General features: G+C 64.3%; 21 protein-coding genes. 16 read left to right on the top strand and 5 right to left on the bottom strand.

The features are described from left to right. Positions 1–156 precede the first annotated feature (156 nt). From H2509_RS05420 to H2509_RS05430, 3 genes are all read left to right on the top strand, one after another. On the top strand, positions 157–456 hold the full coding sequence (locus H2509_RS05420; RefSeq protein WP_182163068.1) for an FAD assembly factor SdhE: 300 nt from the start codon (positions 157–159) through the stop codon (positions 454–456). 37 nt (positions 457–493) lie between these two features. Beyond that, positions 494–3,994, top strand: coding sequence for a transcription-repair coupling factor (mfd, locus tag H2509_RS05425; RefSeq protein WP_182163070.1), 3,501 nt, complete (start codon positions 494–496; stop codon positions 3,992–3,994). 967 nt (positions 3,995–4,961) lie between these two features. Further along, positions 4,962–5,228 (top strand): hypothetical protein, encoded by a 267-nt coding sequence (locus H2509_RS05430; protein ID WP_182163072.1) that lies wholly within the window; start codon positions 4,962–4,964, stop codon positions 5,226–5,228. Between the two features lie 677 nt (positions 5,229–5,905). On the opposite strand, the gene H2509_RS05435 is transcribed toward H2509_RS05430, so the two are convergent. Further along, positions 5,906–6,466, bottom strand: coding sequence for a DUF3291 domain-containing protein (locus tag H2509_RS05435; RefSeq protein ID WP_182163074.1), 561 nt, complete (start codon positions 6,464–6,466; stop codon positions 5,906–5,908). 196 nt (positions 6,467–6,662) lie between these two features. Between H2509_RS05435 and H2509_RS05440 the strand changes: the two genes are divergently transcribed. From H2509_RS05440 to H2509_RS05455, 4 genes are all read left to right on the top strand, one after another. Next, a complete protein-coding gene (locus tag H2509_RS05440; RefSeq protein WP_328804989.1) occupies positions 6,663–6,989 on the top strand; it encodes an FtsB family cell division protein in 327 nt (108 codons plus the stop codon). Positions 6,990–7,308: 319 nt separating this feature from the next. Continuing rightward, positions 7,309–8,367, top strand: coding sequence for a pyruvate dehydrogenase (acetyl-transferring) E1 component subunit alpha (gene pdhA / locus H2509_RS05445; protein WP_182163076.1), 1,059 nt, complete (start codon positions 7,309–7,311; stop codon positions 8,365–8,367). 15 nt (positions 8,368–8,382) lie between these two features. Then, entirely contained in the window at positions 8,383–9,765 is a 1,383-nt protein-coding gene (locus tag H2509_RS05450; RefSeq protein WP_182163078.1) for a pyruvate dehydrogenase complex E1 component subunit beta, read from the top strand. Between the two features lie 16 nt (positions 9,766–9,781). Further along, positions 9,782–11,122: a pyruvate dehydrogenase complex dihydrolipoamide acetyltransferase gene (locus H2509_RS05455; protein ID WP_182163080.1), complete on the top strand. Its 1,341-nt coding sequence runs from the start codon at positions 9,782–9,784 to the stop codon at positions 11,120–11,122. Positions 11,123–11,208: 86 nt separating this feature from the next. Here the strand turns inward: H2509_RS05455 and H2509_RS05460 are convergent, their stop codons facing one another. Then, positions 11,209–12,411, bottom strand: a complete 1,203-nt coding sequence (locus H2509_RS05460) for an MFS transporter (RefSeq protein ID WP_182163082.1) — start codon at positions 12,409–12,411, stop codon at positions 11,209–11,211. Between the two features lie 187 nt (positions 12,412–12,598). Between H2509_RS05460 and lpdA the strand changes: the two genes are divergently transcribed. The 6 genes from lpdA to H2509_RS05490 all read left to right on the top strand — a co-directional run bounded on the left by lpdA (position 12,599) and on the right by H2509_RS05490 (position 16,675). Then, a complete protein-coding gene (gene lpdA / locus H2509_RS05465) occupies positions 12,599–14,038 on the top strand; it encodes a dihydrolipoyl dehydrogenase (RefSeq protein WP_182163084.1) in 1,440 nt (479 codons plus the stop codon). Between the two features lie 150 nt (positions 14,039–14,188). Continuing rightward, positions 14,189–14,437, top strand: coding sequence for a GlsB/YeaQ/YmgE family stress response membrane protein (locus tag H2509_RS05470; RefSeq protein ID WP_182163086.1), 249 nt, complete (start codon positions 14,189–14,191; stop codon positions 14,435–14,437). A gap of 12 nt (positions 14,438–14,449) precedes the next feature. Continuing rightward, entirely contained in the window at positions 14,450–14,689 is a 240-nt protein-coding gene (locus H2509_RS05475) for a GlsB/YeaQ/YmgE family stress response membrane protein (protein WP_182163088.1), read from the top strand. A 38-nt stretch (positions 14,690–14,727) separates the two neighbouring features. Then, positions 14,728–15,162 (top strand): acyl-CoA thioesterase, encoded by a 435-nt coding sequence (locus H2509_RS05480; protein WP_182163090.1) that lies wholly within the window; start codon positions 14,728–14,730, stop codon positions 15,160–15,162. Positions 15,163–15,226: 64 nt separating this feature from the next. Next, positions 15,227–16,210 carry a lipoyl synthase gene (lipA, locus tag H2509_RS05485; protein ID WP_182163092.1) on the top strand — a complete coding sequence of 328 codons (984 nt, stop codon included), beginning with the start codon at positions 15,227–15,229 and terminating at the stop codon, positions 16,208–16,210. 9 nt (positions 16,211–16,219) lie between these two features. Further along, complete coding sequence (locus H2509_RS05490) at positions 16,220–16,675, top strand: type II toxin-antitoxin system RatA family toxin (RefSeq protein WP_182163094.1); 456 nt, start codon at positions 16,220–16,222, stop codon at positions 16,673–16,675. Positions 16,676–16,701: 26 nt separating this feature from the next. Here the strand turns inward: H2509_RS05490 and H2509_RS05495 are convergent, their stop codons facing one another. The 3 genes from H2509_RS05495 to H2509_RS05505 form a co-directional block, all read right to left on the bottom strand. Continuing rightward, positions 16,702–17,082, bottom strand: coding sequence for a hypothetical protein (locus H2509_RS05495; RefSeq protein WP_182163096.1), 381 nt, complete (start codon positions 17,080–17,082; stop codon positions 16,702–16,704). A gap of 174 nt (positions 17,083–17,256) precedes the next feature. Further along, on the bottom strand, positions 17,257–17,751 hold the full coding sequence (locus H2509_RS05500; RefSeq protein WP_182163098.1) for a CinA family protein: 495 nt from the start codon (positions 17,749–17,751) through the stop codon (positions 17,257–17,259). Positions 17,752–17,787: 36 nt separating this feature from the next. Next, positions 17,788–19,023, bottom strand: a complete 1,236-nt coding sequence (locus H2509_RS05505) for a bifunctional 2-C-methyl-D-erythritol 4-phosphate cytidylyltransferase/2-C-methyl-D-erythritol 2,4-cyclodiphosphate synthase (protein ID WP_182163100.1) — start codon at positions 19,021–19,023, stop codon at positions 17,788–17,790. A gap of 207 nt (positions 19,024–19,230) precedes the next feature. Here H2509_RS05505 and dusB point away from each other — a divergent pair, with 207 nt between their 5' ends. Genes dusB through ntrC form a run of 3 tightly spaced genes read left to right on the top strand, consistent with a single transcriptional unit; the run spans position 19,231 to position 22,831 of the window. After that, positions 19,231–20,256, top strand: a complete 1,026-nt coding sequence (gene dusB, locus H2509_RS05510) for a tRNA dihydrouridine synthase DusB (protein WP_209001806.1) — start codon at positions 19,231–19,233, stop codon at positions 20,254–20,256. Then, positions 20,256–21,392 carry a two-component system sensor histidine kinase NtrB gene (locus H2509_RS05515; protein ID WP_182163104.1) on the top strand — a complete coding sequence of 379 codons (1,137 nt, stop codon included), beginning with the start codon at positions 20,256–20,258 and terminating at the stop codon, positions 21,390–21,392. Before dusB ends, H2509_RS05515 begins: the two co-directional genes overlap by 1 nt. 2 nt (positions 21,393–21,394) lie before the next feature. Continuing rightward, positions 21,395–22,831, top strand: coding sequence for a nitrogen regulation protein NR(I) (gene ntrC, locus H2509_RS05520; protein WP_182163106.1), 1,437 nt, complete (start codon positions 21,395–21,397; stop codon positions 22,829–22,831). Positions 22,832–22,908: the final 77 nt, after the last annotated feature.

Raw genomic sequence — 22,908 nt, forward strand, 5'->3', positions numbered from 1 at the left:
GCGTTCCTAACTGCCATCACCATTTGCGATAGGCAATCGCCGATCGCGGGTTTCGGCGCTGACAGGCGGCGATGCGCGGGCTATATAGGCGCCAGATCCTGTGCGCGTGACGGGCGAAACCGCCTGTCGCGAAGAATTCGATTCCGGAGATTTTCGATGGACGCTGAAAAGACGGGGAGCGCTGCGGTGGATGGCCTCGATGCGCGCCGCAAGCGCATTCTGTTTCGCGCCCAGCATCGCGGCATCAAGGAAATGGACATCCTGATCGGCGGCTATGTGAACGCGCATATCGCCACGATGCCGGAGGCCGACCTCAACGAAATCGAGGCGCTGATGGAGATACCCGATCAGGACCTGCTGTCGTGGATGACCGGCAGCCGCGAGGTTCCGGCGCGCGTCAATACGCCACTCTACCGGGCGATCATTGCCTTTCGCGGCGCGCAGGCGAGAAGCTGAAGCACGGCCGCGTTTTCAAGATTGAGGATTACCGAAAGTGTTTGAAGGCTTTCTGCGCGACCGCGGCAACATTGTCGTGTCGGGTGTTCCGGACGGTGCCGAGGTCCATGTACTGGCGCGCATGCTGCGCGAAACGGACAGGCGTGGCCTGAAACTCGTCTTCGTGGCGCGCGATGCGACGCGGATGCAGATGGCGGCGGAAGCCTTTGCCTTCTTCGCGCCGGACGCCTCGATCCTGCAACTGCCGGCCTGGGACTGCCTGCCTTACGATCGGGTGTCGCCGAACCCCTCGATCGTGGCGCAGCGGCTTTCCACGCTTGGGCGTCTGGCCTCGGGCCTTGAAGGCGACCAGCCCTTCGTGCTGCTGACGACCGCCAATGCGGCGATCCAGAGGTTGCCGTCGCGCGCGTTCGCCGAAAGCCAGAGCTTCCGCGCCGCGCCCGGCAACAGGGTCAACCTGTCGAAGCTGGTCGACTGGCTGGAACTCAACGGTTTCATTCGCTCCTCGACCGTACGCGACACCGGCGAATATGCGGTGCGCGGCGGCATCGTCGATCTCTTCGCGCCCGGCAGCGAGGCGCCGGTGCGGCTGGATTTCTTCGGCGATACGCTGGAGTCGATCCGCTCGTTCGATCCCGAAACCCAGCGCACCACGAAGCAATTGAAGCGCATCGACCTGGTGGCGATGAGCGAGGTCGTGCTTTCCGAAGAAGCGATCTCGCGGTTCCGCAACGGCTATGTGCGCCGTTTCGGTGCGGCCGATCGCGACGATATCCTCTATCAGTCGATCAGCGAGGGCCGGCGCTATCCCGGCATGGAGCATTGGCTGCCGCTCTTCCATGAGCATCTGGAGACGATTTTCGACTACACGGCCGACGTTCCGGTGGTGCTCGATGCGTCCATCGACGATGTGGTGCGCGAAAGGCTCGATCAGATCCGCGACCACCATGCAGCCCGCGCCGAGGCGATGGAAGGCGGCCGGACCGCCGGGTCCGTTCCTTATCGCCCCCTTGAGCCGCAGGAACTCTATCTCGGCACGGAGGAGTGGACGGCGCTGCTGGCCGATGGCGCCACGGCGCGCCTGAACCCGTTTTCCGTGCCGCAGGGGCAGGGTCAGCGTCTTGTGGAGCTCGATGGCCGCCAGGGCAGGACATTCGCGGCGGAGCGCGCCGCCGGCGATATCAACATCTTCGACGCCGTTGCCCAGCATGTCGGCAGGACGGCGAAGGACGGCAAGAAGGTCGTCATCGCCTGCTGGAGCGAGGGCTCGCGGGAGCGGCTCGCTCAGGTTCTCGACGATCACGGGCTGAAGAAACTTGCGCCAGTCGAGAACGAAGCGTCGATCCGGGACCTGCCGAAGGGCATGACGGGGCTTGCGGTGCTCGGTATCGAGCATGGCTTCGAGATGGACGACCTGGCCTTCATCGGCGAGCAGGACATCCTTGGCGACCGCCTTGTCCGCCAGCGGCGGAAGAAGGGCAAGGGCGCCAACGTCCTGACCGAGGCGACGAGCCTTTCGGAAGGCGACCTCGTGGTCCATGTCGAGCACGGTATCGGCCGCTTCCTCGGGCTGAAGACCATCGAGGCGGCAGGCGCGCCGCATGACTGCCTGGAGCTGCAATACGCGCTTTCGGCCAAGCTCTATCTGCCCGTCGAAAACATCGAGCTTCTGACCCGCTTCGGTTCCGAGGATACCGACGTCCAGCTCGACAGGCTCGGCGGCGGAGCGTGGCAGGCGCGCAAGGCGCGCATGAAGAAGCGCATCCTGGAAATCGCCGACGGCCTCATCAAGACGGCGGCGGAGCGGGCGCTCAAGACCGCGCCTGTGGTCAGCGCGCCGGACGGGGTCTACGACGAATTCGCCGCCCGCTTTCCTTACGAGGAAACGGAAGACCAGCTTACCGCCATCGATGCAATTTTCGAGGATCTGGCCGCCGGGCGGCCGATGGACCGTCTGGTCTGCGGCGATGTCGGCTTCGGCAAGACCGAGGTCGCCCTGCGTGCGGCCTTCATGACGGCGATGACGGGACGACAGGTGGCGGTCGTCGTGCCGACCACGCTGCTCGCCCGCCAGCATTTCCGGACCTTCTCCGAGCGGTTCCAGAGCCTGCCGATCCATGTCGCGCATGCGTCTCGCCTTGTCGCATCCAGGGAACTGAACCAGACCAAGAAGGGACTGGCGGACGGCTCTGTCGACATCGTCGTCGGCACCCACGCGCTGCTTGGCAAGGGGGTGACTTTCCGGGACCTCGGCCTTCTGATCATCGACGAGGAGCAGCACTTCGGCGTCAAGCACAAGGAGCGGCTGAAGGAACTGAAGTCGGACGTCCACGTGCTGACGCTTTCGGCAACGCCGATCCCGCGTACCCTGCAAATGGCGCTGACGGGCGTGCGGGAGCTGTCGCTGATCGCCACACCCCCGGTCGATCGTCTCGCCGTGAGGACATTCGTTTCGCCCTTCGATCCGCTGGTGGTGCGCGAAGCGTTGCTGCGCGAGCGCTATCGCGGCGGGCAAAGCTTCTATGTGTGCCCGCGCGTTTCCGACCTTGCCGATACCAGAGCCTTCCTGGAACAGACCGTGCCGGAGGTGAAGGTGGCGGTCGCCCATGGCCAGATGCCGCCGGGCGAACTCGACGACGTCATGAACGCCTTCTACGAGGGCAAGTTCGACGTGCTTCTGTCCACGACGATCGTGGAATCGGGCCTCGACGTGCCGACGGCCAACACGTTGATCGTGCACCGGGCGGATATGTTCGGCCTTGCCCAACTCTACCAGCTGCGCGGCCGCGTAGGCCGCTCCAAGACGCGCGCCTATGCGCTGTTCACCGTGCCGGCCAACAAGATGCTGACGGCGACGGCGGAGCGCCGGCTGAAGGTGCTGCAATCGCTGGAGGGGCTTGGCGCGGGTTTCCAGCTCGCCAGCCACGATCTCGACATTCGCGGCGCCGGCAACCTGCTTGGCGACGAGCAGTCGGGACACATCAGGGAAGTCGGCTTCGAGCTTTACCAGCAGATGCTGGAGGAAGCGGTAGCGCAGCTGAAGTCGGGCGGAGAGGACTTCGCCGACGAGCAATGGTCGCCGCAGATTTCGGTCGGCACGCCGGTGATGATCCCCGAAAGCTATGTCGGCGACCTGCAACTGCGCCTGCAGCTCTACCGTCGCCTTGCCGATCTCACCGAGCCGCAGGAGATCGACGGCTTCGGCGCCGAGCTGATCGACCGTTTCGGCCCGCTGCCGGAGGAAGTGCAGCACCTCCTGAAGATCGTCTACATCAAGGGCCTGTGCCGCAAGGCGAATGTGGAGAAGATCGACGCCGGACCGAAGGGCGCGGTGATCGCTTTCCGCAACAACGAATTCCCGAACCCGGCCGGCCTTGTCGGTTACATCACCGAACAGGGTGTGCTGGCCAAGATCCGGCCTGACCAGAAAGTGGTGTTCAGCCGCGACTGGGAGACGCCGGAAAGCCGGCTGAAGGGATCGGCGGCGATCCTCGTCAAGCTGTCGCGGCTGGCAGAGGTGGAAATAAAGGCGGCGTAACCGGGCCGAGGCCTTTCGCTTGATCGGGAGCGGGCGTTGCCCGCGAAGATTTCTGGATCGCCGGGTCGCCGCTCGGCTGCGCCTCACTCGCCCGGGATGGCGCCCGAGAGTGTTGTGTGCGCCCGCCCCACACTCGGATGTCATCCCCGTGAAAACGGGGATCCAGTAGACACCCGCCTCAGTGGCTAAATCTCCGATGCTGGCGGTTACTGGATGCCCGGTCGAGCCGGGCATGACAGAGTGTGTGGCTGCCACTCTGCCGTAACTCCTCGGTTCGTCATACGCGGGCTCGACCTGCGTATCCACGCGGCATCACCGCTTGCCGCAGAGCTTCATGGATCGCCGGGTAAAGCCCGGCGATGACGAACGGAGAGGCAGTACGTCCTCCGACGATCGAGGGTGTGGCAGGTCGCTTGTCACATACTCAGGTGTCATCCCCGTGAAGACGGGGATCCAGTAAACGCATGCGTTGGTGGCTGAATCTCCGGCCACCGTGGTTACTGGATGCCCGGTCGGGCCGGGCATGACAGAGCGTGTGATGAGCGCCTGCCCCACACTCCGTCGTCTCCCCGGACCGCGTGCGCTAAAGCGCATCGCGAGAGCCGGGATCTAGACATCAGCCGCGCGAAGCGCGTCGCCCGATTTCCCAACACATGCGACAGAATGAATGTGGCTATCAACCGGGAATTGCACTTTTCTCGCGAACGTCCTCAGGCTAGAATACGCATCGAGCCTTTGAAAAATACTGGCTCAGGGGTTTAGCAACCTCTACGAAAGCAGCTGGCATCAGCTGCAAATGATGCCTCCTCGACCTCAGGGGTCCAAACCCTCATGGCCGGGGAGGCGATGGCGCATGTCCAAGGGCTTGCCCTAAAGGCCATCGCGGCCGTTCTTTGGTCGGCTTGTGAACTCCCCGGCCGCCAGAGGTCTTCCTCTGGCGGTTCAAGCATCCGAAGGGGAGGCATGAATGGCGGACGGCTATAATTTCGCTGCGGATTTACTCACCACCTGGCGCTCGACGGCGGACTGGGTGAAGGCTGTAGGTCTGGTGGCATTCGCCGGCACAGCCGTTGCGTCGCTGGCCCTCACCTTGAAATACCGCCTCGCGAAGGCGCATCTCGCCCGCGAGAGCGAGCTGTTGAGCTTTCTCCCGCCCGCCGATTTTTCCGAACCGCGGATTTCGCATGCGCCGGGCATCCGCCTCGTCTCGCGACCAGCCAGGGACGAGGCCTGATCCGGCTCCGCAATCGTCATGTCCGGGCCCAGTTGGACACCCGCTCGCCCCTTGCGCCACCCGCACCTCAACCAGGTGCGGCGGGCGGGTCGCCGGTCAATGGCCCGGCGATGACGACCTTGTCTATCGGGGTCTATCGAGCGGGCCTTCGCCCGCGGATGATTTCTGGATACCGGATCAGCGGTCCGCTGCGCCTCACTCGCCCGGGATGACGACGGAGTGTGGGGTGCGCGCCTGCGCCAAACTCGGATGTCATCCCCGTGAAAACGGGGATCCAGTAAACACATGCGCCTAAGGCCAGACCTCCGGCGTTGGCGGTTACTGGATGCCCGGCCAAGCCGGGCATGACAGAGTGTGTGGGCGCGTTAGCGCAAGCACGACAGGGTAAGTGGCCACTCTGCCGAAACTCCTCGGCTCGTCATACGCGGGCTCGACCCGCGTATCCATGCGGCGCCAGCATATTTCGCCGTCGTCCGATGGATCGCCGGGGCGTTTTCCAGTACCGGGCCCGGCGAAGACGAGAGGGGAGGCAGAGCGTCCTCCGACGGTCGGGGGTGAGGCAAACGCCTGCCGCACACCCGTCATCCGGCACCAGTGAGGACAAAGTCCGAACGCCGGTGCAGGATCCAGACATCATCCGCGCGAAGCGCGTCATTTCACGATGGTGGTGTTGATCTTCAGACGAGTCCCAGACCTTCAAGTCGTTCGGCGTTCAAGCGTGACTTCGCTTTCACGAGGTCCCGGTCAAGGGTCGTGGGATTTCCGCCTTCGTCGAATGGCTTCTTGAAATTGAAGGCTCGCGCCGACGGTCCGTGGTCGTGCAGGTGCTCCATGCGCTCCACCCCTTCGCGCCAATCAGGCCGGTGGTCGCTGTCGATCCACCACAGGACGTAGGGCGGCCAGGAGGGCCTGACGAACCATTCGCCGCCGCGCTTCAGCGCTTCCAGGTGAATGCCGGAATAGGTGAAGGCGTAGATCGATTCCAGGTCGCGCCATTTGGATAAGGTCGACGGCGACCAACCGTCGCCGCGTTCGACATAAAATCGGGGGTAGATCTGCGCTCCCCAGCATTCGGGACCGGGCTCGCCGTCATAGCCGGAACGCCCGAGGAAGCCGTCACTGACTTCGACCGCCCGGAGATTGACGGGATCCAGTTCGCGGAACCCATCATTCACGGGATCCGAGGAAGGGCGAGCGAATATGCCAAACGTATAAAGTGCAACGCAGGGTCTGCGCATTCATGCTCCATTTCACGCGGGATATGGCCTTGCCGATAAAATGCCGGGATCGGAAGTTCAATCGGTAAAGGCATTGCAATAGTCGGCGCAATCAAAAGGGGCATCTCTTCGAAACCATCCATTAAGCCTGATAGGGCAGACTGATCGTCGGCAGAAAGTAGCTCAGAGCCACCAGTAAAGCGTTCAGGTCCCGCCCGTGCCCTTCAAAGCCACCCGCCACCGCAAGAATACCATCCGCCGCCGCCTCGTCATTCCGGCCCTTGCCATTGCCACCGTCGGTTATTTCGGCTTCCATGCGCTGAACGGCGAGTTCGGTCTTGTCGGCAGGGCGCGGATCGAGCATCGGGTCGAGAGCCTGAAGCTGGAGCTCGAAACGCTCCGCGCGGAGCGCCGGGAACTGGAAATGCGCGTAGTGCTTCTGCGGCCGGAAAGCCTCGATCCGGACATGATCGACGAGCGCGCGCGCCAGGCGCTGAACCTCGTCCATCCGCAGGAAGTGGCGATCCTGCGGCCATCGAACTGACATTCAACAATAAACTTGTTTTCAGTTAATGAGAGCCTGTTAGCCGAATTTCGGTTAAGGCGAAGAATTATGTGTTGAATTAATGAGTTGAACGAAAAAATACCGTTCGGCAAACGGTCTTTTGTTGACAGATGACCTGAAGTACCGTCCGCTAGATCGGTATTGGAGGAAACGTCGCCCCAGAGCGCATTCAGGCTGGATCATCACACTCGCCGACGAAGGTCTGTCCGGCTGCTTGAGGCTGGGGCATCTCCAGTCGTCGGTGAACGCTGTTCCGTCCCCTGACATGTCTCAACGGGCCCATAGCGAGTTGAGGGAAATGGCTGCGACAGCGAAACGGAACACGGGCACGCGCGCACGCGGCGCGAGCCAGGGGCGCTCAGGCGCACGCGCGGCGAAGGCCGCTCCGGCAACCGCCGAATTCAGCAAGGACGAAGAGCTTCACGCCTATCGCGAGATGCTGCTCATCCGCCGCTTCGAGGAGAAGGCCGGCCAGCTTTACGGCATGGGCCTGATCGGCGGTTTCTGCCACCTTTACATCGGCCAGGAAGCTGTCGTCGTCGGCATGCAGATGGCCAAGAAGGACGGTGACCAGATGATCACCGGCTACCGCGACCACGGCCACATGCTGGCCATGGACCTCGACCCGAAGGGGGTGATGGCGGAGCTGACCGGGCGCCGCGGCGGCCTTTCCAAGGGCAAGGGCGGCTCCATGCACATGTTCTCCAAGGAGAAGCATTTCTACGGCGGCCACGGCATCGTCGGCGCGCAGGTTTCCCTCGGTACGGGTCTGGGCTTCGCCAACAAGTATCGCGAGAACGGCAATGTCGCGATGACCTTCTTCGGCGACGGCGCCGCCAATCAGGGCCAAGTCTACGAAAGCTTCAACATGGCCCAGCTGTGGAAGCTGCCGGTCATCTACGTGATCGAGAACAACAAATACGGCATGGGCACCAGCATCGAGCGCGCCTCCGCCACGACCGACCTGTCGCAGCGCGGCGCGTCCTTCGGCATTCCGGGAGAGCAGGTCGACGGCATGGACGTCCGGGCTGTGAGGGAAGCCTCGGAGAAGGCCCTGGAGCACTGCCGTTCCGGCAAGGGCCCCTACATCCTTGAAATGATCACCTACCGCTATCGCGGCCATTCCATGTCCGATCCCGCCAAGTACCGCTCCAAGGAAGAGGTGCAGAAGATGCGCACGGAGCGGGACCCGATCGAACAGGTCCGCGCCCGCCTGCTGGAAAAGGGATGGGCGAGCGAGGACGACCTCAAGAAGATCGACAAGCAGGTGCGCGACGTCGTCAACGAGGCGGCGGAATTCGCGCAGCACGATCGTGAGCCGGACGTGTCCGAGCTCTACACCGACATCCTGCTTTGAGGCGAGGGAACGGATATGCCGATTGAGATTTTGATGCCGGCGCTTTCGCCGACAATGGAAGAGGGCAAGCTTGCAAAGTGGCTCAAGGCGGAAGGCGACACCGTCACCGCCGGCGACGTGATCGCGGAAATCGAGACCGACAAGGCGACGATGGAAGTGGAAGCCGTGGACGAGGGCAAGCTTGGCAAGATCCTGATCGCCGAGGGCACGGACAATGTGAAGGTCAACACGCCGATCGCCATGTTGCTGGCGGATGGCGAGGACGCGTCGGCGCTGAGTGCCGCGCCTAAGGCCGCTGCCGCGCCGGCCACCGAGGCTCCTGCTCCCGCGCCAACTCCCGCTCCGGCGGCCGTTGCCGCGCAGGTTCCCGCTGCCCCCGTGGCCGCCGAGCCGGACGTGCCGGCCGGCACCGAAATGGTGCCGATGACGGTCCGCGAAGCGCTGCGCGATGCGATGGCCGAAGAGATGCGCCGCGATCCGGACGTGTTCCTGATGGGCGAGGAAGTCGCCGAATACCAGGGCGCCTACAAGATCAGCCAGGGCCTGCTCGAGGAATTCGGCCCGAAGCGCGTGATCGACACGCCGATCACCGAGCACGGCTTTGCCGGTCTCGGCGTCGGTGCCGCGATGACCGGCCTGAAGCCGATCGTCGAGTTCATGACCTTCAACTTCGCCATGCAGGCGATCGACCACATCATCAACTCCGCCGCCAAGACGCTCTACATGTCCGGTGGCCAGATGGGTGCGCCGATGGTGTTCCGCGGCCCGAACGGCGCCGCCGCGCGCGTTGCCGCCCAGCACAGCCAGGACTATGCGGCCTGGTACGCGCATGTGCCGGGCCTGAAGGTGGTCCAGCCCTGGTCGGCTGCCGATGCCAAGGGCCTGCTGAAGGCGGCGATCCGCGATCCGAACCCGGTCATCTTCCTTGAGAACGAGATCCTCTACGGCCAGACCTTCCAGGTGCCGAAGGTGGACGACTTCGTGCTGCCGATCGGCAAGGCGAAGGTGGAACGCGCGGGAACGGACGTCACCATCGTCTCCTGGGGCATCGGCATGACCTATGCCACCAAGGCGGCCGACGAACTGGCCGGCATGGGGATTTCGGCGGAAATCGTCAACCTGCGCACGATCCGCCCGCTCGACATCGACACGGTGATTGCCTCGGTCCAGAAGACGGGCCGGCTGGTCACGGTCGAGGAAGCCTTCCCGATGTGCTCGGTTTCCTCCGAGATCGGCTTCCAGGTGCAGGAAAAGGCCTTCGACTGGCTCGACGCGCCGGTGCTCAGGGTCACGGGCAAGGACGTGCCGATGCCCTATGCGGCCAATCTCGAAAAGCTGGCGCTGCCGAATGTCGGCGAAGTGATCGATGCCGTTAAGGCAGTGACCTACAGGGCCTGAGGCGGGGGAGACGAACATGCCGATCAATATTCTGATGCCGGCCCTCTCTCCCACTATGGAAGAGGGCAACCTGGCCAAGTGGCTCGTCAAGGAAGGCGACAAGATCTCCTCCGGCGACGTGATCGCGGAAATCGAGACCGACAAGGCGACGATGGAAGTGGAGGCGGTCGACGAGGGCACGGTCGGGAAGATCGTGATCGCGGAAGGCACGTCCGGCGTGAAGGTGAACGAGATCATCGCCGTGCTGCTGGAAGAGGGCGAGGACGCCTCGGCGATCTCGGCGACCAAGGCCGCACCTGCCTCGAGCGGAAACGGTGCGGCCGCGCCCGCTCCGGCGGCTCCCGCGCCGGCTGCTGCCGCAACTCCGGCTCCTGCAGCCGCCCCCGCCGCTTCGGTGGCGGCTTCCGGCGGCAGGGTGTTTTCCTCGCCGCTCGCCCGCAGGCTCGCCGCGCAAAACGGCATCGATATCGCCGCAATCTCCGGCAGCGGCCCGCATGGCCGGGTGGTGAAGCGCGACGTCGACGCGGCGATTGCCGGCGGCACCGGCAAGGCGGCTCCTGCCGCGGCCGCGCAGCCCGCCGCCGCGGCTGCCCCGGCGCCTGCCGCACCTGCGGGACCGTCGGACGCCCAGCTGCTGAAGCTCTTCGAGGAAGGCTCCTACGAGCTCGTGCCGCATGACAACATGCGCAAGACGATCGCTCGCAGGCTGACGGAATCGAAGCAGTCGGTACCGCATTTCTACCTGACGGTGGATTGCGAGCTCGATGCGCTGCTGGCGCTCAGGACCCAGCTGAACTCCGCCGCGCCGACGGACAAGGACGGCAAGCCCGCCTACAAGCTCTCCGTCAACGACATGATCATCAAGGCGCATGCGCTGGCGCTGAATGCGGTGCCGGCGTCCAACTCGTCCTGGACCGACGGCGGCATGCTGCTGCACAAGCATGCGGATGTGGGCGTGGCGGTCGCCATCGACGGCGGCCTGATCACGCCGATCATCCGCAAGGCCGAGCAGAAGACGCTGTCCGCCATCTCCAACGAGATGAAGGACCTCGCGAAGCGGGCGCGCGAGCGCAAGCTGAAGCCCGAGGAATACCAGGGCGGCACCACGGCGGTCTCCAACCTCGGCATGTTCGGGGTGAAGGACTTCTGCGCCGTCATCAATCCGCCGCACGCGACCATTCTTGCGGTGGGTGCGGGCGAGCAGCGGCCGGTCGTCAAGAACGGCGCGCTGGCGGTGGCGACGGTGATGTCGGTGACGCTGTCGACCGATCATCGCGCGGTCGATGGCGCGCTTGGGGCCGAGCTTCTGCAGGCTTTCAAGGGCTTCATCGAAAACCCGATGTCGATGCTGGTCTAGGCCGCGCATCGATGGCGGTTGCGGCGGGTTTGGACAGAGGCGGCCTCGCACTGCGTCCGGCCGGGGTGGGTACCCCGGCCGGAGCGTCAGCGCTTGCCGTTCGCCAGCCTCGCGGCTTCCGGCAGGGCCCGCAGCTTTGCCATGGCAACGATGCCGAAAAGTGGGCCGGCCACGAGCGGCAGGAAGGCCCATTGCCAGCCGACCAGGGCAACCCAGGCCGGCAGGCCCTGGACGGTGATGACGGTGATGGCAAAGCCGATCGCCGTCTGCATTGTCAGCATGGTTCCCTGCGTGCCAGCATCGCTGAGCTCGGCGACGCTGGTGGAGAACTGGGCGGAATCGGCGATCACCGACACGCCCCACACCAGGGCGAGGACGACGATCAGCGCGGGTGCGGCGCCGAACAGCGGGCCGGCGGCGATGCAGCAGATGCCGCTGATGGCCAGCGCGCCGATGGTCAGCGCCGTGCGGCCGATCCGGTCGGCGATATAGCCGCCGGCGAAGGCGCCGCTCGCACCGAAGCCGATCGCCGCGAAGGCGACGAGGCGGGCCTTCGCGGCCGCGTCGGAGACGCCGGTTTCGGCAAAGCTTGCGGCGATGTAGCTGCCAAGCCACGCCCAGACAGCATAGAGCTCCCACATATGGCCGAAATAGCCGAAATTGGCGAGGCGCAGCGGGCGGTGCTTCAAGGCGCTGAGGGCGATGTGCGGGTCGAAGCGGCCGGAATTGCGGTAGCCGGGACCGATGCCGACGGCAAGCACCAGCAGCGCGCCGAGCGTCGCGGCGGCGGAAGCCGTCTTCATTACCAGCCGCCAGTCGAGATCGCCGGCAAAGGCGAAAAGATGAGGCAGCGCCGAGCCGATGGTCAGCGCACCGACCAGCGTGCCGACCAGCAGGCCGGCGTCGCGTTTGGCCCAGCTCACGGCCAGTTTCATGGCAACGGGATAGACGCCGGCCATGATGGCGCCGGTGACGAAGCGCAGGAAGATCGAAATTGCGGAGCCCGGCTCCACAAGCAGGAAGCAGGCATTGGCCGCGGCACCTGCAAGCGCGCTGAGGCTGTAAAGCAGTCGGGGATCGACGCGGTCGGGCAGGCCGAAGGCGGCGCTCGTCAGGCTGCCGGCGACGAAACCGACCTGGACGGCGGTCGTCAGCATGGCGGCGCGGGCCGAGCCGATGCCGTATTCGACGATCAGCGCCGGGGTGATGACGGACGCCGCGAACCAGAGCGAGAGCACGGCGACGCAGGACAGGGCGAGAAGGCTGATGCTGGCGGCTTTGGATTTCATGTCCGGGATCGGCGTGTCGGTGGGAATGGAACGCGGGCTCGGGCCGGTGCGCGGCGAGTCGGCGGATTGGAACGTGATTTGCGCGGCGAGCGCAAGCAGTTAGGCGAAAGCGGAAGAACCGGACGTCTGGAGCAGGCGGCCTTCGAACCCCGCAGGTTTAGGAAATCCAAGGAAGAGGGACTGCAAGATGGCTGATAGCTACGACGTAATCGTGATCGGCGCCGGGCCCGGCGGCTATGTCACCGCCATCCGCGCCTCTCAGCTCGGCCTGAAGACGGCGATCGTGGAACGCGAGCACATGGGCGGCATCTGCCTCAACTGGGGTTGCATCCCGACGAAGGCACTGCTGCGTTCAGCGGAAATCTATCACTACATGACGCACGCCAAGGACTACGGCCTGTCGGCGGAGAAGGTCGGTTTCGACGCGGCGGCGATCGTCAAGCGCTCGCGCGGGGTCTCCGGCCAGCTCAACGGCGGCGTCGGCTTCCTGATGAAGAAGAACAAGATCGACATCATCTGGGGCGAGGCGAAGCTGACCAAGCCGGGCGAGGTGGTCGTCTCCAAGAGCGCCAAACCGGCCATGCAGCCGCAGAACCCGGAGCCGAAAGGCGCCAAGGGGCCAGGCACCTACACCGCCAAGCACGTGATCATCGCGACCGGCGCGCGCCCGCGCACGCTGCCGGGCATCGAGCCGGACAAGGAAACGATCTGGACCTATTTCGAGGCGATGGTGCCGCCGTCCATGCCAAAGTCGCTGATCGTGATGGGGTCGGGCGCGATCGGCATCGAGTTCGCCTCCTTCTACCGCACTATGGGTGCCGAGGTGACCGTGGTCGAACTGCTGCCGCAGATCATGCCGGTCGAGGACCCGGAAATCGCGGGGATCGCCAAGAAGTCCTTCGAGAAGCAGGGCATCAAGATCCTGACCGATGCCAAGGTCACGTCCGTGAAGAAGGCCGCCGGATCGGTCACCGCGACCGTGGAGACCAAGGATGGCAAGAAGCAGGACATCGAGGCCGAGAAGCTGATTTCGGCTGTCGGCGTGGTCGGCAACATCGAGGGGCTCGGCCTCGAGGCCCTGGGCGTGAAGACCGATCGCGGCTGCATCGTCATCGATGGCTATGGCCGCACCAATGTGCCGGGCGTCTATGCGATCGGCGACGTTGCCGGGCCGCCGATGCTTGCCCACAAGGCCGAGCACGAGGGCGTCGTCTGCGTGGAAAAGATCGCCGGGCTCGACGTCCATGCGATGGACAAGCTGAAGATCCCGGGTTGCACCTATTGCCACCCGCAGGTCGCCTCCGTCGGCCTGACCGAGCCGAAGGCCAAGGAAGCCGGCTACGAGATCAAGGTCGGCCGCTTCCCCTTCGTCGGCAACGGCAAGGCGATCGCCCTCGGTGAGCCGGAAGGTCTCGTCAAGACGATCTTCGACGCCAAGACCGGCCAGCTGCTGGGCGCGCATATGGTCGGTGCGGAAGTCACTGAGCTTATCCAGGGTTACGTGGTGGCGATGAACCTTGAGACCACCGAAGAAGACCTGATGCACACGGTTTTCCCGCATCCTACTCTTTCGGAAATGATGAAGGAGAGCGTTCTCGACGCCTATGGCAAGGTGCTGAATATTTAGGCGGTAACCAGAAGTGGCGCATCTTGCGCTCTGGCGATCCAGATAAACTTGGGAGCGGTAGTCGGTTAAATATGAGGGTCTACGCCTTTTCCCTGATTCAAGGTAATATCCGTTACGTCACAAACGGATATCGCGGAGAGGGGACACGACATGGACGTCAAAGCGATCCTGATCTGGTGCGTGATCGGCATATTGGCCGGCTGGATTGCCAGCTTCGTGGTGGGCGGCGGCGGGCTGTTCCGCTACCTGGCGACGGGCCTGATAGGTGCCTTCGTGGGCGGACTGCTGCTGAACTGGAGCGGCCTGAACGTCAATCTGGGCAATCCATACGTGAATCAGGTCGTCGTTGCGGCGATCGGTGCCATCGTCGTGGTGCTGATCGCGCGTTTCCTTTCCTGAGCGGGCGGATAGATGCATTTCTTGTTCTGGGTGGCGATCGGATTGATCGCCGGGGCGGTGGCCTATCGGGTGCTCGACAGCCGGGGCGGCTTCTTCGGCAGCCTCGTCGTCGGCTTGCTGGGCGCGCTGATCGGCGGGGAACTCGCCAGCCTGCTGAGGCTGCGCGTCACCGGCAACTTCATCGACCAGCTGGTGGTGGCTACCGTCGGCGCGATCCTCTTTCTCTTTCTGTGGCGGAAGATCCGGCGGTGAAGACGCCGGCCTCCCGCCCGTGCGGGGGCGCCTGAGGCATGCGGGTGGAAGAGCCGAGGCTGGAGGACTATCCGCTGCGGGCGAGCGACAAGCTGCGCTATGCCGATACGGACCGGCAAGGCCACGTCAACAACGCTGTTTTCGCGACATTCCTTGAAACCGGGCGCGTCGAGATCCTCTACGACGCCGAAGGTCCGCTGGCGGAAGAAGGCTGCGCCTTCGTCATCGCGAACCTCGAACTCGGCTTCCTGTCGGAAATCAACTGGCCGGGCACGGTGGAGATCGGCAGCCGCATCGCGAGGATCGGCACCAGTTCGCTGACGCTCGAGCAGGGCATATTCCAGAGCGGCGCCTGCGTGGCGACCGCGCGCACCGTGATCGTCCAGATGGACGAGACGACGCGCAGGTCGAGGCCGCTTTCGGCGGGCGCGGTCGAAAGGCTCTCCGCTATCGCCGGGATCAAGCTTCCATGAGCTTCCGTATATGCCTCCCCATTGCGGGCTTGACGGCGGCTTTCAATAACGACATGTGAGACCCATGGTCACGATAATCGACACGACTGCTCTCCAGGAAGCCCCCGCAAACGGCGCTGAAGCGCGTCCGCGGCATCCGGAAAAGGCCCACCGCCCCGACAATCCGGTGCAGCGCAAGCCGGCCTGGATCCGGGTCAAGGCGCCGACCTCGCCGGTCTATCGTGAAACGATGGACGTGGTGCGGTCGAACAAGCTGGTGACGGTGTGCGAGGAAGCCGGCTGCCCGAATATCGGCGGCTGCTGGTCGAAGAAGCATGCAAGCTTCATGATCCTCGGCGACACCTGCACGCGCGCCTGCGCCTTCTGCAACGTGCGCACGGGCATGCCTGGCCCGGTCGACGGAGAAGAGCCGATCCGCGTCGCGGAGGCGGTCGCCACGATGGGTCTCAACCATGTGGTCATCACTTCGGTCGACCGTGACGATCTCGACGATGGCGGGGCAGGGCATTTCGCGGCCGTGATCAGGGCGATCCGCGAGCGCTCGCCCTCGACGACGGTGGAAGTGCTGACGCCGGATTTCCTGCGCAAGGATGGCGCTCTGGAAATCGTGGTCGAGGCACGGCCCGACGTCTTCAACCACAATCTGGAAACCGTGCCGTCGAAATACCTGACGGTGCGGCCCGGTGCCCGTTATTTCCATTCCATCCGCCTGTTGCAGCGGGTGAAGGAAATCGATCCGACGATGTTCACCAAATCCGGCATCATGGTCGGGCTCGGCGAGGAGCGGAACGAAGTATTGCAGTTGATGGACGACCTGCGTTCGGCCGATGTCGATTTCCTCACCGTCGGCCAGTACCTGCAGCCGACGAAGAAGCATCACCCGGTGATGGGTTTCGTGACGCCGGAAGAATTCAAGGCCTATGAGAAGATCGCCTATGCCAAGGGCTTCCTGAAGGTATCGGCGAGCCCGCTGACGCGCTCGTCCCATCACGCGGGCGAGGATTTTGAAGACCTGAAGCGCGCCCGCGCCGCCAAGATGACGCGATAACGACTATCCATGCCCGCTTTTCAGACCAGGCACCGGGTCGGACATTCCGCGGCCAACATGTTCGACCTCGTTGCGGATGTCGAAGCCTATCCACGCTTCGTGCCTCTCTGCGAGGCGCTGATCGTGCGCGGCCGCAAGGAACTCGGCGACGGGCGGGAGATCCTGATCGCGGACATGACGGTCGCCTACAAGCTCTTTCGGGAATCCTTTACCAGCCGCGTGACGTTGGCGGAAGCGGAGCGGCATATTCTCGTCGAATATCTCGACGGGCCGTTCAAGCACCTGGAAAATACCTGGGATTTCCATCCCGTGGGCGAAAACGCCTGCGAGATCGCTTTCCACATCACCTATGAATTCAAGAGCCGGACGCTCGGCGCCCTGATGGGGGCGATGTTCGACAGGGCGTTCCGCAAGTTCTCGGACGCCTTCGAGGCGCGGGCGGACGAGATCTACCGGCCGGCCTGAAGAATCGCCCGACCTGCCGAAGCGGCTCAGCGCTTGTGGTAGCTGTCTCCTATGCGGCCGGAATTGCTGTAATCTTCCAGGCCTTTGCGCACCTTGCTGAATCGTTCGGAGTGGGCGAGTTCGTCCTCGTCCAGGGCAAGCACAACGGTATAGTCGCTGCCAATTCCCAGATCGGCCAGCTTCACCTGCTCCTGCGGATCCAGGCACACGCGCAGCCACCCCTTGCCGCCGTTGAACTCCACATTGACGTTCCGGCCATTTTCCGTCTCCCACTGCATCCAGGCGACGGTGCGCGGGCGCGTCCAGTAGTTGGTTCCGCAGAAACTGACGTTGTAGAGGCCGTCGCCCGCTTTCGTGAAAAGCTGGTGGCTGGAATGGAAGGCGCCGTCGCTGTAGCGGGAGATCATGTAATACTCGCCGGCATCAGCGGAAGTGATGCCGCATCCAAGGAGACACATGAGGAAGACAGGCAAGCGCATGGCGATTCCATCTCTGGGATGTGGCAATCTATGCAGGCTACCGATGCGTTAATCCACCAAATTCCGAATATGTCGTCAAGTCATTGAAAGTGAACGGTTACGTCAATCGATAAGATTTAAAATGCCTTCTAGCGATTGACGCAGGGCTGCAAGGCGGATGGTGGATCGGCCAACGTCGGGGAAGCGTTTTTCGACATGCACCGTTTCCCTGTCCTTCATGGCGAAGGCGAAATGGACCAGGCCGACCGGCTTTTGCGGGGAACCGCCGCCCGGCCCGGCGATGCCGGTGACGGCGGCCGCGATATCGGCGCGGGAATGACGGAGCGCGCCTTCCGCCATGGCGAGTGCCACCTCCCGGCTGACGGCGCCGTGCTCGGCGATAAGTTCGGCGGGAACGCCGAGCATTTCCGTCTTGGCTTCGTTGGAATAGGTGACGAAACCACGCTCCACCACCGCGGACGAGCCGGGAATCTCGGTCAGGAGCGTGGAGACCAGCCCGCCGGTGCAGGATTCGGCGGTGGCGATCATGAGTCCCCTGTCGATGCAGCGTGCCAGAACGTCGCGGGCCAGCGGTTCAAGGCTGGAGGGATCTCTCATGATCGGTCCTTTCTCCGGCGCGGCCATCGCACGACATCAAAGCGGCAGGCGAATGGTCGCGGTGGCGAGCGTTGCAATTCCTTCCTTGCGGCCGGTGAAGCCGAGCTTTTCCGATGTGGTCGCCTTTACCGCCACTCGATCCACGGCGATTCGGCAGATTTCAGCGATCCTTATCCGCATTGCCTCGCGATACGGGCCGATTTTAGGCGCCTCGCAGACGATTGTGGCGTCGAGGTGGGAAATGAGCCCGCCGCGGGCCCTGACGCGGTCGGCAGCGAAGCTGAGGAAGATATCCGATGCCGCCCCGCGCCATTGCGGATCGCTTGGCGGGAAATGGCTGCCGATATCACCGTCGCCGAGTGCGCCGAAAATGGCGTCGGCCAGTGCGTGCAGGACGACGTCGGCATCCGAGTGTCCCTTGAGCTTGCGATCGTGGGGAATGCCGATCCCACCGAGAATCACGGTGTCGCCCGGTTCGAAGGCATGCACATCGTATCCGTTCCCGACCCGGATATCGGCCAGGGCGGCGATCTCTTCCATGCGTATCCTCCCTTCGGCGGCCGCCAGATCCGCTTTGGTGGTGATCTTGAAATTGGCGGTGTCGCCCGGCGAAATGGCGACGTCGTATCCCGCCCACTCGGCAATGGCTGCGTCGTCGGTGAAATCGACGCGCCCCTGTTTAGCCGCATGCCGATGGGCGGCAAGGATCATGGGGAAGTCGAAACTTTGCGGCGTCTGGGCCGCCCAAAGCCCCTCGCGGGCGACCGTCTCGCCGACATTGCCGGCCTCGTCTTCTCGCTTCAGAGTGTCGGTCACCGGAACGGCGGCAACGAGCGCTTTCGCACCGTCATCCAGCATCCGGACCGCGTCCTCGATTATCGCGTTCGTGACGAAGGGACGGGCGCCGTCGTGGATCAGGACCTTCCCTGGAGCGAGGGGCTGCAGTGCTTCGAGGCCGGCAAGCACGGACGCCTGACGCGTGGCGCCGCCCTCGACGGGATGCAACAGACGCGCTTCGTCTTCGAGACCGATAACCACTGACTGGTACAGCATCCGGTCGTCCGGATGGATGACCGGCAGGACGCCGTCGATCAGGTCCGATTTCAGGAGGGCGTCGAGCGTGCGCCTGAGGATCGCGACGCCGCCGAGCGGAAGATATTGCTTCGGCAGGGCTTGCTCGGCATCCCGTGCCAGCCGGGTTCCACGGCCGGCGGCGACGACGATCGCGAAGGTTTCGAGATTTCTCGGGCTAGGCGGCGTTATATCTGACATGGCTGGACCCGGGCGGTCAGGCTTGGCTGCTCATGCATCTGCCTGACTGCGTTGATTGCATTCCGCCTTTTGCGTCATCGACGTGCGAAGCTCAAGCGGTCTTGGATTCCGAAGCGCTTGACGGTCATGTGTGCACTGCGGCATTTCCCCGCTTGCGAGGCGCTTCGAATGTCTATTATATGGGCAGGCAATAGGCGTGCACATCATATGAGCAATAATTCCGTGGCATTCGCTTCCCTTTCAGCTCCGCTGCAAATCGGCCCCGTCGAGGTGCCGGCACGCTGCTTCCTCGCACCGATGTCGGGCGTCACCGACCTGCCGTTCCGCAGGCTCGCCGCGAGGTTCGGCGCCGGGCTCGTGGTTTCGGAAATGGTTGCCAGCGAGGAACTGGTCGGCGGTGGCGCGGAAGCCTCCCTGCGGGCAGAGGGGGACGGGCTGTCGCCTCATGTGGTGCAGCTTGCCGGCCGCGAGGCGCATTGGATGCGCGAAGGCGCCAAACAGGCGGAGGACGCCGGCGCCGATATTATCGACATCAACATGGGCTGCCCGGCGAAACGCGTCACGACCGGCTATTCCGGCTCGGCCCTGATGCGTGACCTCGATCACGCAATGACCCTGGTGGAGGCCACCATCGCCGCGGTCTCCATTCCCGTGACGCTGAAGATGCGCCTTGGCTGGGACGAAAGATCGGTCAATGCGCCGGAGCTCGCCAGACGGGCCGAGGATGCCGGCATCGCGCTCGTGACGGTGCATGGCCGCACGCGCAACCAGTTCTACAAGGGCAGGGCGGACTGGCGGGCGATCGGCGCCGTGCGCGAGGCTATCTCCATCCCGCTCGTCGCCAACGGCGACTGTGAGACGACGGATGACGCGCGGCGGATGATCGAGCTTTCCGGCGCGGATGCCGTGATGATCGGCCGCGGCGCTTACGGCAGGCCATGGCAGGCGGGTCTGATCGGCGCAGAGCTTGCCGGACGACGCTATGAGGCCGTTCCGACGGGCGAGGATCTGGCGGCGCTGGTTATCGAGCATTACGAGATGATGCTGTCCCACTATGGCGAGGGACTGGGCGTGCGAACGGCTCGCAAGCACCTTTCCTGGTATCTCGACGGCGTGGCGGAACCGATGCCGGCAGCGACGCGCCAGCGGATGCTCACCTCCACCGACCCGCGCGAGGTCATCGGCATGGCGCGTGACTGGTTTTCCGGACAGGCAATGAGGAGGGCAGCGTGATGACCCAGGTCAGGCCTCAGTCCGGCGCTGCCGGCGTGACGGTCAACGGACCGCAGATCCTCGACGCGCTTCCCCATCCCGTCATCATGGTGGGCCCGGAAGGGGCGATCGAGGCGGCGAACATGGCGGCGGAAAACTTCTTCGGCGCCAGCGCGGCGGTGTTGAAGCGCCATCCCATCTCCTATTTCGTGCCTTTCGGCAGCCCGCTGCTGTCGCTGGTCGAGCAGGTGCGTGAGCGCGGCGCGCCGGTCAACGAATACAAGGTCGATGTCGGCTCGCCGAGGATCGGGCCCGAGCGCGTGGTCGACATCAACGCGGCGCCGGTCTCCGAGCGGCCGGGCGCCGTCGTGCTGATGTTCCAGGAGCGCGGCATGGCGGAGAAGATCGACCGCCAGCTTACCTCGCGCGGGGCGGCACGCACGGTGACCGGGCTTGCGGCGATGCTGGCGCACGAGATCAAGAACCCGTTGTCGGGCATTCGCGGTGCGGCGCAACTGCTTGAGAGTTCGGCCGCCGAGGACGACCGGGCACTGACCCGCCTCATCATGGACGAGACCGACCGCATCGTGAAGCTGGTCGACCGGATGGAGGTCTTTTCCGACGAACGGCCGATCGAGCGCGAGCCGGTCAATATCCATGTCGTGCTGGACCATGTGAAGCGGCTGGCGGAATCGGGCTTCGCGCGCGACGTGCGCATCATCGAGGAATACGATCCTTCGCTGCCGCCGGTCTTCGCCAATCGCGACCAGCTGGTGCAGGTGTTCCTCAACCTGATCAAGAACGCCTGCGAGGCGATCGGCGGCCGCGCCGACGGCGAGGTGACGCTGTCGACGGCGTTCCGCCCGGGCATCCGCCTGTCCGTGCCGGGGACGTCGGAGCGGGTCAGCCTGCCGCTTGAATTCTGCGTGCGCGACAATGGCGCCGGCGTGCCGGCGGACCTGCTGCCGCATCTCTTCGAACCGTTCATCACCACCAAGACCAACGGCTCGGGGCTCGGCCTTGCATTGGTCGCCAAGATCATCGGCGACCACGGCGGCGTCATCGAGTGCGACAGCCAGAGTGGGCGCACGACCTTCCGCATCCTCATGCCGGCCTACATGCCGCACGACCATTCTATCAACGTCAGGACCGATTGATCATGCCGACCGGGACCATTCTCGTTGCTGATGACGATGCCGCGATCCGCACGGTTTTGAACCAGGCCCTGTCGCGTGCCGGCTACACGGTTCGGCTGACCTCCAACGCGACGACGCTGTGGCGTTGGGTGAGTTCGGGCGACGGCGATCTGGTGATCTCCGACGTGGTGATGCCGGACGAGAACGTCTTCGATGTGCTGCCGCGCATCAAGAAGCTCCGGCCGGAACTTCCCGTGATCGTCATGAGCGCGCAGAACACCTTCATGACGGCCATTCGCGCCTCGGAGAAGGGCGCGTACGAATACCTGCCCAAGCCCTTCGACCTGAAGGAACTCATCACGATCGTCGGGCGCGCCCTGTCGGAGCCAAAGGCCCGGCCGGCGCTGCAGCACGAGGAGGGGGCGGAGAACATCCCGCTGGTCGGCCGGTCGCCCGCCATGCAGGAGATCTACCGGGTGCTCGCCCGGCTGATGCAGACCGACCTGACGGTGATGATCAACGGCGAATCCGGCACCGGCAAGGAACTGGTCGCCCGCGCGCTGCATGACTACGGCAAGCGGCGGAACGGGCCGTTCGTGGCGATCAACATGGCCGCGATCCCGCGCGACCTGATCGAGGCGGAGCTTTTCGGGCACGAGAAGGGCGCTTTCACCGGCGCGCAGAACCGCTCGTCGGGCCGCTTCGAGCAGGCGGATGGCGGCACGCTGTTCCTCGACGAGATCGGCGACATGCCGCTTGAGGCGCAGACGCGGCTTTTGCGCGTGCTGCAGCAGGGCGAATATACGACGGTTGGCGGACGCACCCCGATCAAGACGGACGTGCGCATCATCGCTGCGACCAACAAGGACCTGAGCCAGCTGATCCATCAGGGCCTGTTCCGCGAAGACCTCTACTACCGTCTGAACGTGGTGCCGATCCGCCTGCCGCCGCTGCGCGAACGTTCCGAGGATATCGCCGACCTGGTGCGGCACTTCTTCAAGCTGGCCGAGCAGGAGGGGCTGCCGCCGAAGCAGATCGATCAGGCCGGCCTCGACCGCCTGCGCCGTCACCGCTGGCCCGGCAACGTGCGCGAACTGGAGAACCTGATCCGCCGTCTGGCGGCACTTTATCCGCAGGACGTCATCACGGCGCCCCTGATCGACCAGGAACTCGCGCAGCCCACCGCCAATTCCTACGAAGCGGAGGGATCGGACCCCAATCTGGGCGATTCCGTCGAGCGCTACCTGAATTCCTATTTCGACAATTTCGGCGAGGCGCTGCCGCCTCCCGGCCTCTATCACCGCATCCTGAGAGAGGTTGAGTATCCTCTCATCAGCGCGGCTCTGGCGGCGACGCGCGGCAACCAGATCAAGGCGGCGGAACTGCTGGGCGTAAACCGCAACACGCTGCGCAAGAAGGTCAAGGACCTCGATATCCAGGTGATCCGATCCAGCCGGTGACCTTGCCCCTGAACTGAATGACTCGGCGGCGGCTCCAGGCGCGCCGCCGCGAAGTTTTCCCCAAGTTCGTGATTTTG

It is taken from the genome of Stappia albiluteola, from assembly GCF_014050225.1.
Classification (GTDB): Bacteria; Pseudomonadota; Alphaproteobacteria; order Rhizobiales; family Stappiaceae; genus Hongsoonwoonella; species Hongsoonwoonella albiluteola.

Excerpts from the sequence above, each read along its gene's own strand:
- H2509_RS05450 (WP_182163078.1), top strand. The coding sequence starts at position 8,383 with ATGCCGATTGAGATTTTGATGCCGGCGCTTTCGCCGACAATGGAAGAG.
- H2509_RS05455 (WP_182163080.1), top strand. The coding sequence starts at position 9,782 with ATGCCGATCAATATTCTGATGCCGGCCCTCTCTCCCACTATGGAAGAG.
- H2509_RS05475 (WP_182163088.1), top strand. The coding sequence starts at position 14,450 with ATGCATTTCTTGTTCTGGGTGGCGATCGGATTGATCGCCGGGGCGGTG.
- ntrC (WP_182163106.1), top strand. The coding sequence starts at position 21,395 with ATGCCGACCGGGACCATTCTCGTTGCTGATGACGATGCCGCGATCCGC.
- H2509_RS05495 (WP_182163096.1), bottom strand. The coding sequence starts at position 17,082 with ATGATCTCCCGCTACAGCGACGGCGCCTTCCATTCCAGCCACCAGCTT.
- lpdA (WP_182163084.1), top strand. The coding sequence starts at position 12,599 with ATGGCTGATAGCTACGACGTAATCGTGATCGGCGCCGGGCCCGGCGGC.
- pdhA (WP_182163076.1), top strand. The coding sequence starts at position 7,309 with ATGGCTGCGACAGCGAAACGGAACACGGGCACGCGCGCACGCGGCGCG.
- H2509_RS05420 (WP_182163068.1), top strand. The coding sequence starts at position 157 with ATGGACGCTGAAAAGACGGGGAGCGCTGCGGTGGATGGCCTCGATGCG.
- H2509_RS05515 (WP_182163104.1), top strand. The coding sequence starts at position 20,256 with ATGACCCAGGTCAGGCCTCAGTCCGGCGCTGCCGGCGTGACGGTCAAC.
- H2509_RS05435 (WP_182163074.1), bottom strand. The coding sequence starts at position 6,466 with ATGCGCAGACCCTGCGTTGCACTTTATACGTTTGGCATATTCGCTCGC.
- H2509_RS05470 (WP_182163086.1), top strand. The coding sequence starts at position 14,189 with ATGGACGTCAAAGCGATCCTGATCTGGTGCGTGATCGGCATATTGGCC.
- H2509_RS05430 (WP_182163072.1), top strand. The coding sequence starts at position 4,962 with ATGGCGGACGGCTATAATTTCGCTGCGGATTTACTCACCACCTGGCGC.
- H2509_RS05480 (WP_182163090.1), top strand. The coding sequence starts at position 14,728 with ATGCGGGTGGAAGAGCCGAGGCTGGAGGACTATCCGCTGCGGGCGAGC.
- H2509_RS05500 (WP_182163098.1), bottom strand. The coding sequence starts at position 17,751 with ATGAGAGATCCCTCCAGCCTTGAACCGCTGGCCCGCGACGTTCTGGCA.
- dusB (WP_209001806.1), top strand. The coding sequence starts at position 19,231 with ATGAGCAATAATTCCGTGGCATTCGCTTCCCTTTCAGCTCCGCTGCAA.
- lipA (WP_182163092.1), top strand. The coding sequence starts at position 15,227 with ATGGTCACGATAATCGACACGACTGCTCTCCAGGAAGCCCCCGCAAAC.
- H2509_RS05490 (WP_182163094.1), top strand. The coding sequence starts at position 16,220 with ATGCCCGCTTTTCAGACCAGGCACCGGGTCGGACATTCCGCGGCCAAC.
- H2509_RS05460 (WP_182163082.1), bottom strand. The coding sequence starts at position 12,411 with ATGAAATCCAAAGCCGCCAGCATCAGCCTTCTCGCCCTGTCCTGCGTC.
- H2509_RS05505 (WP_182163100.1), bottom strand. The coding sequence starts at position 19,023 with ATGTCAGATATAACGCCGCCTAGCCCGAGAAATCTCGAAACCTTCGCG.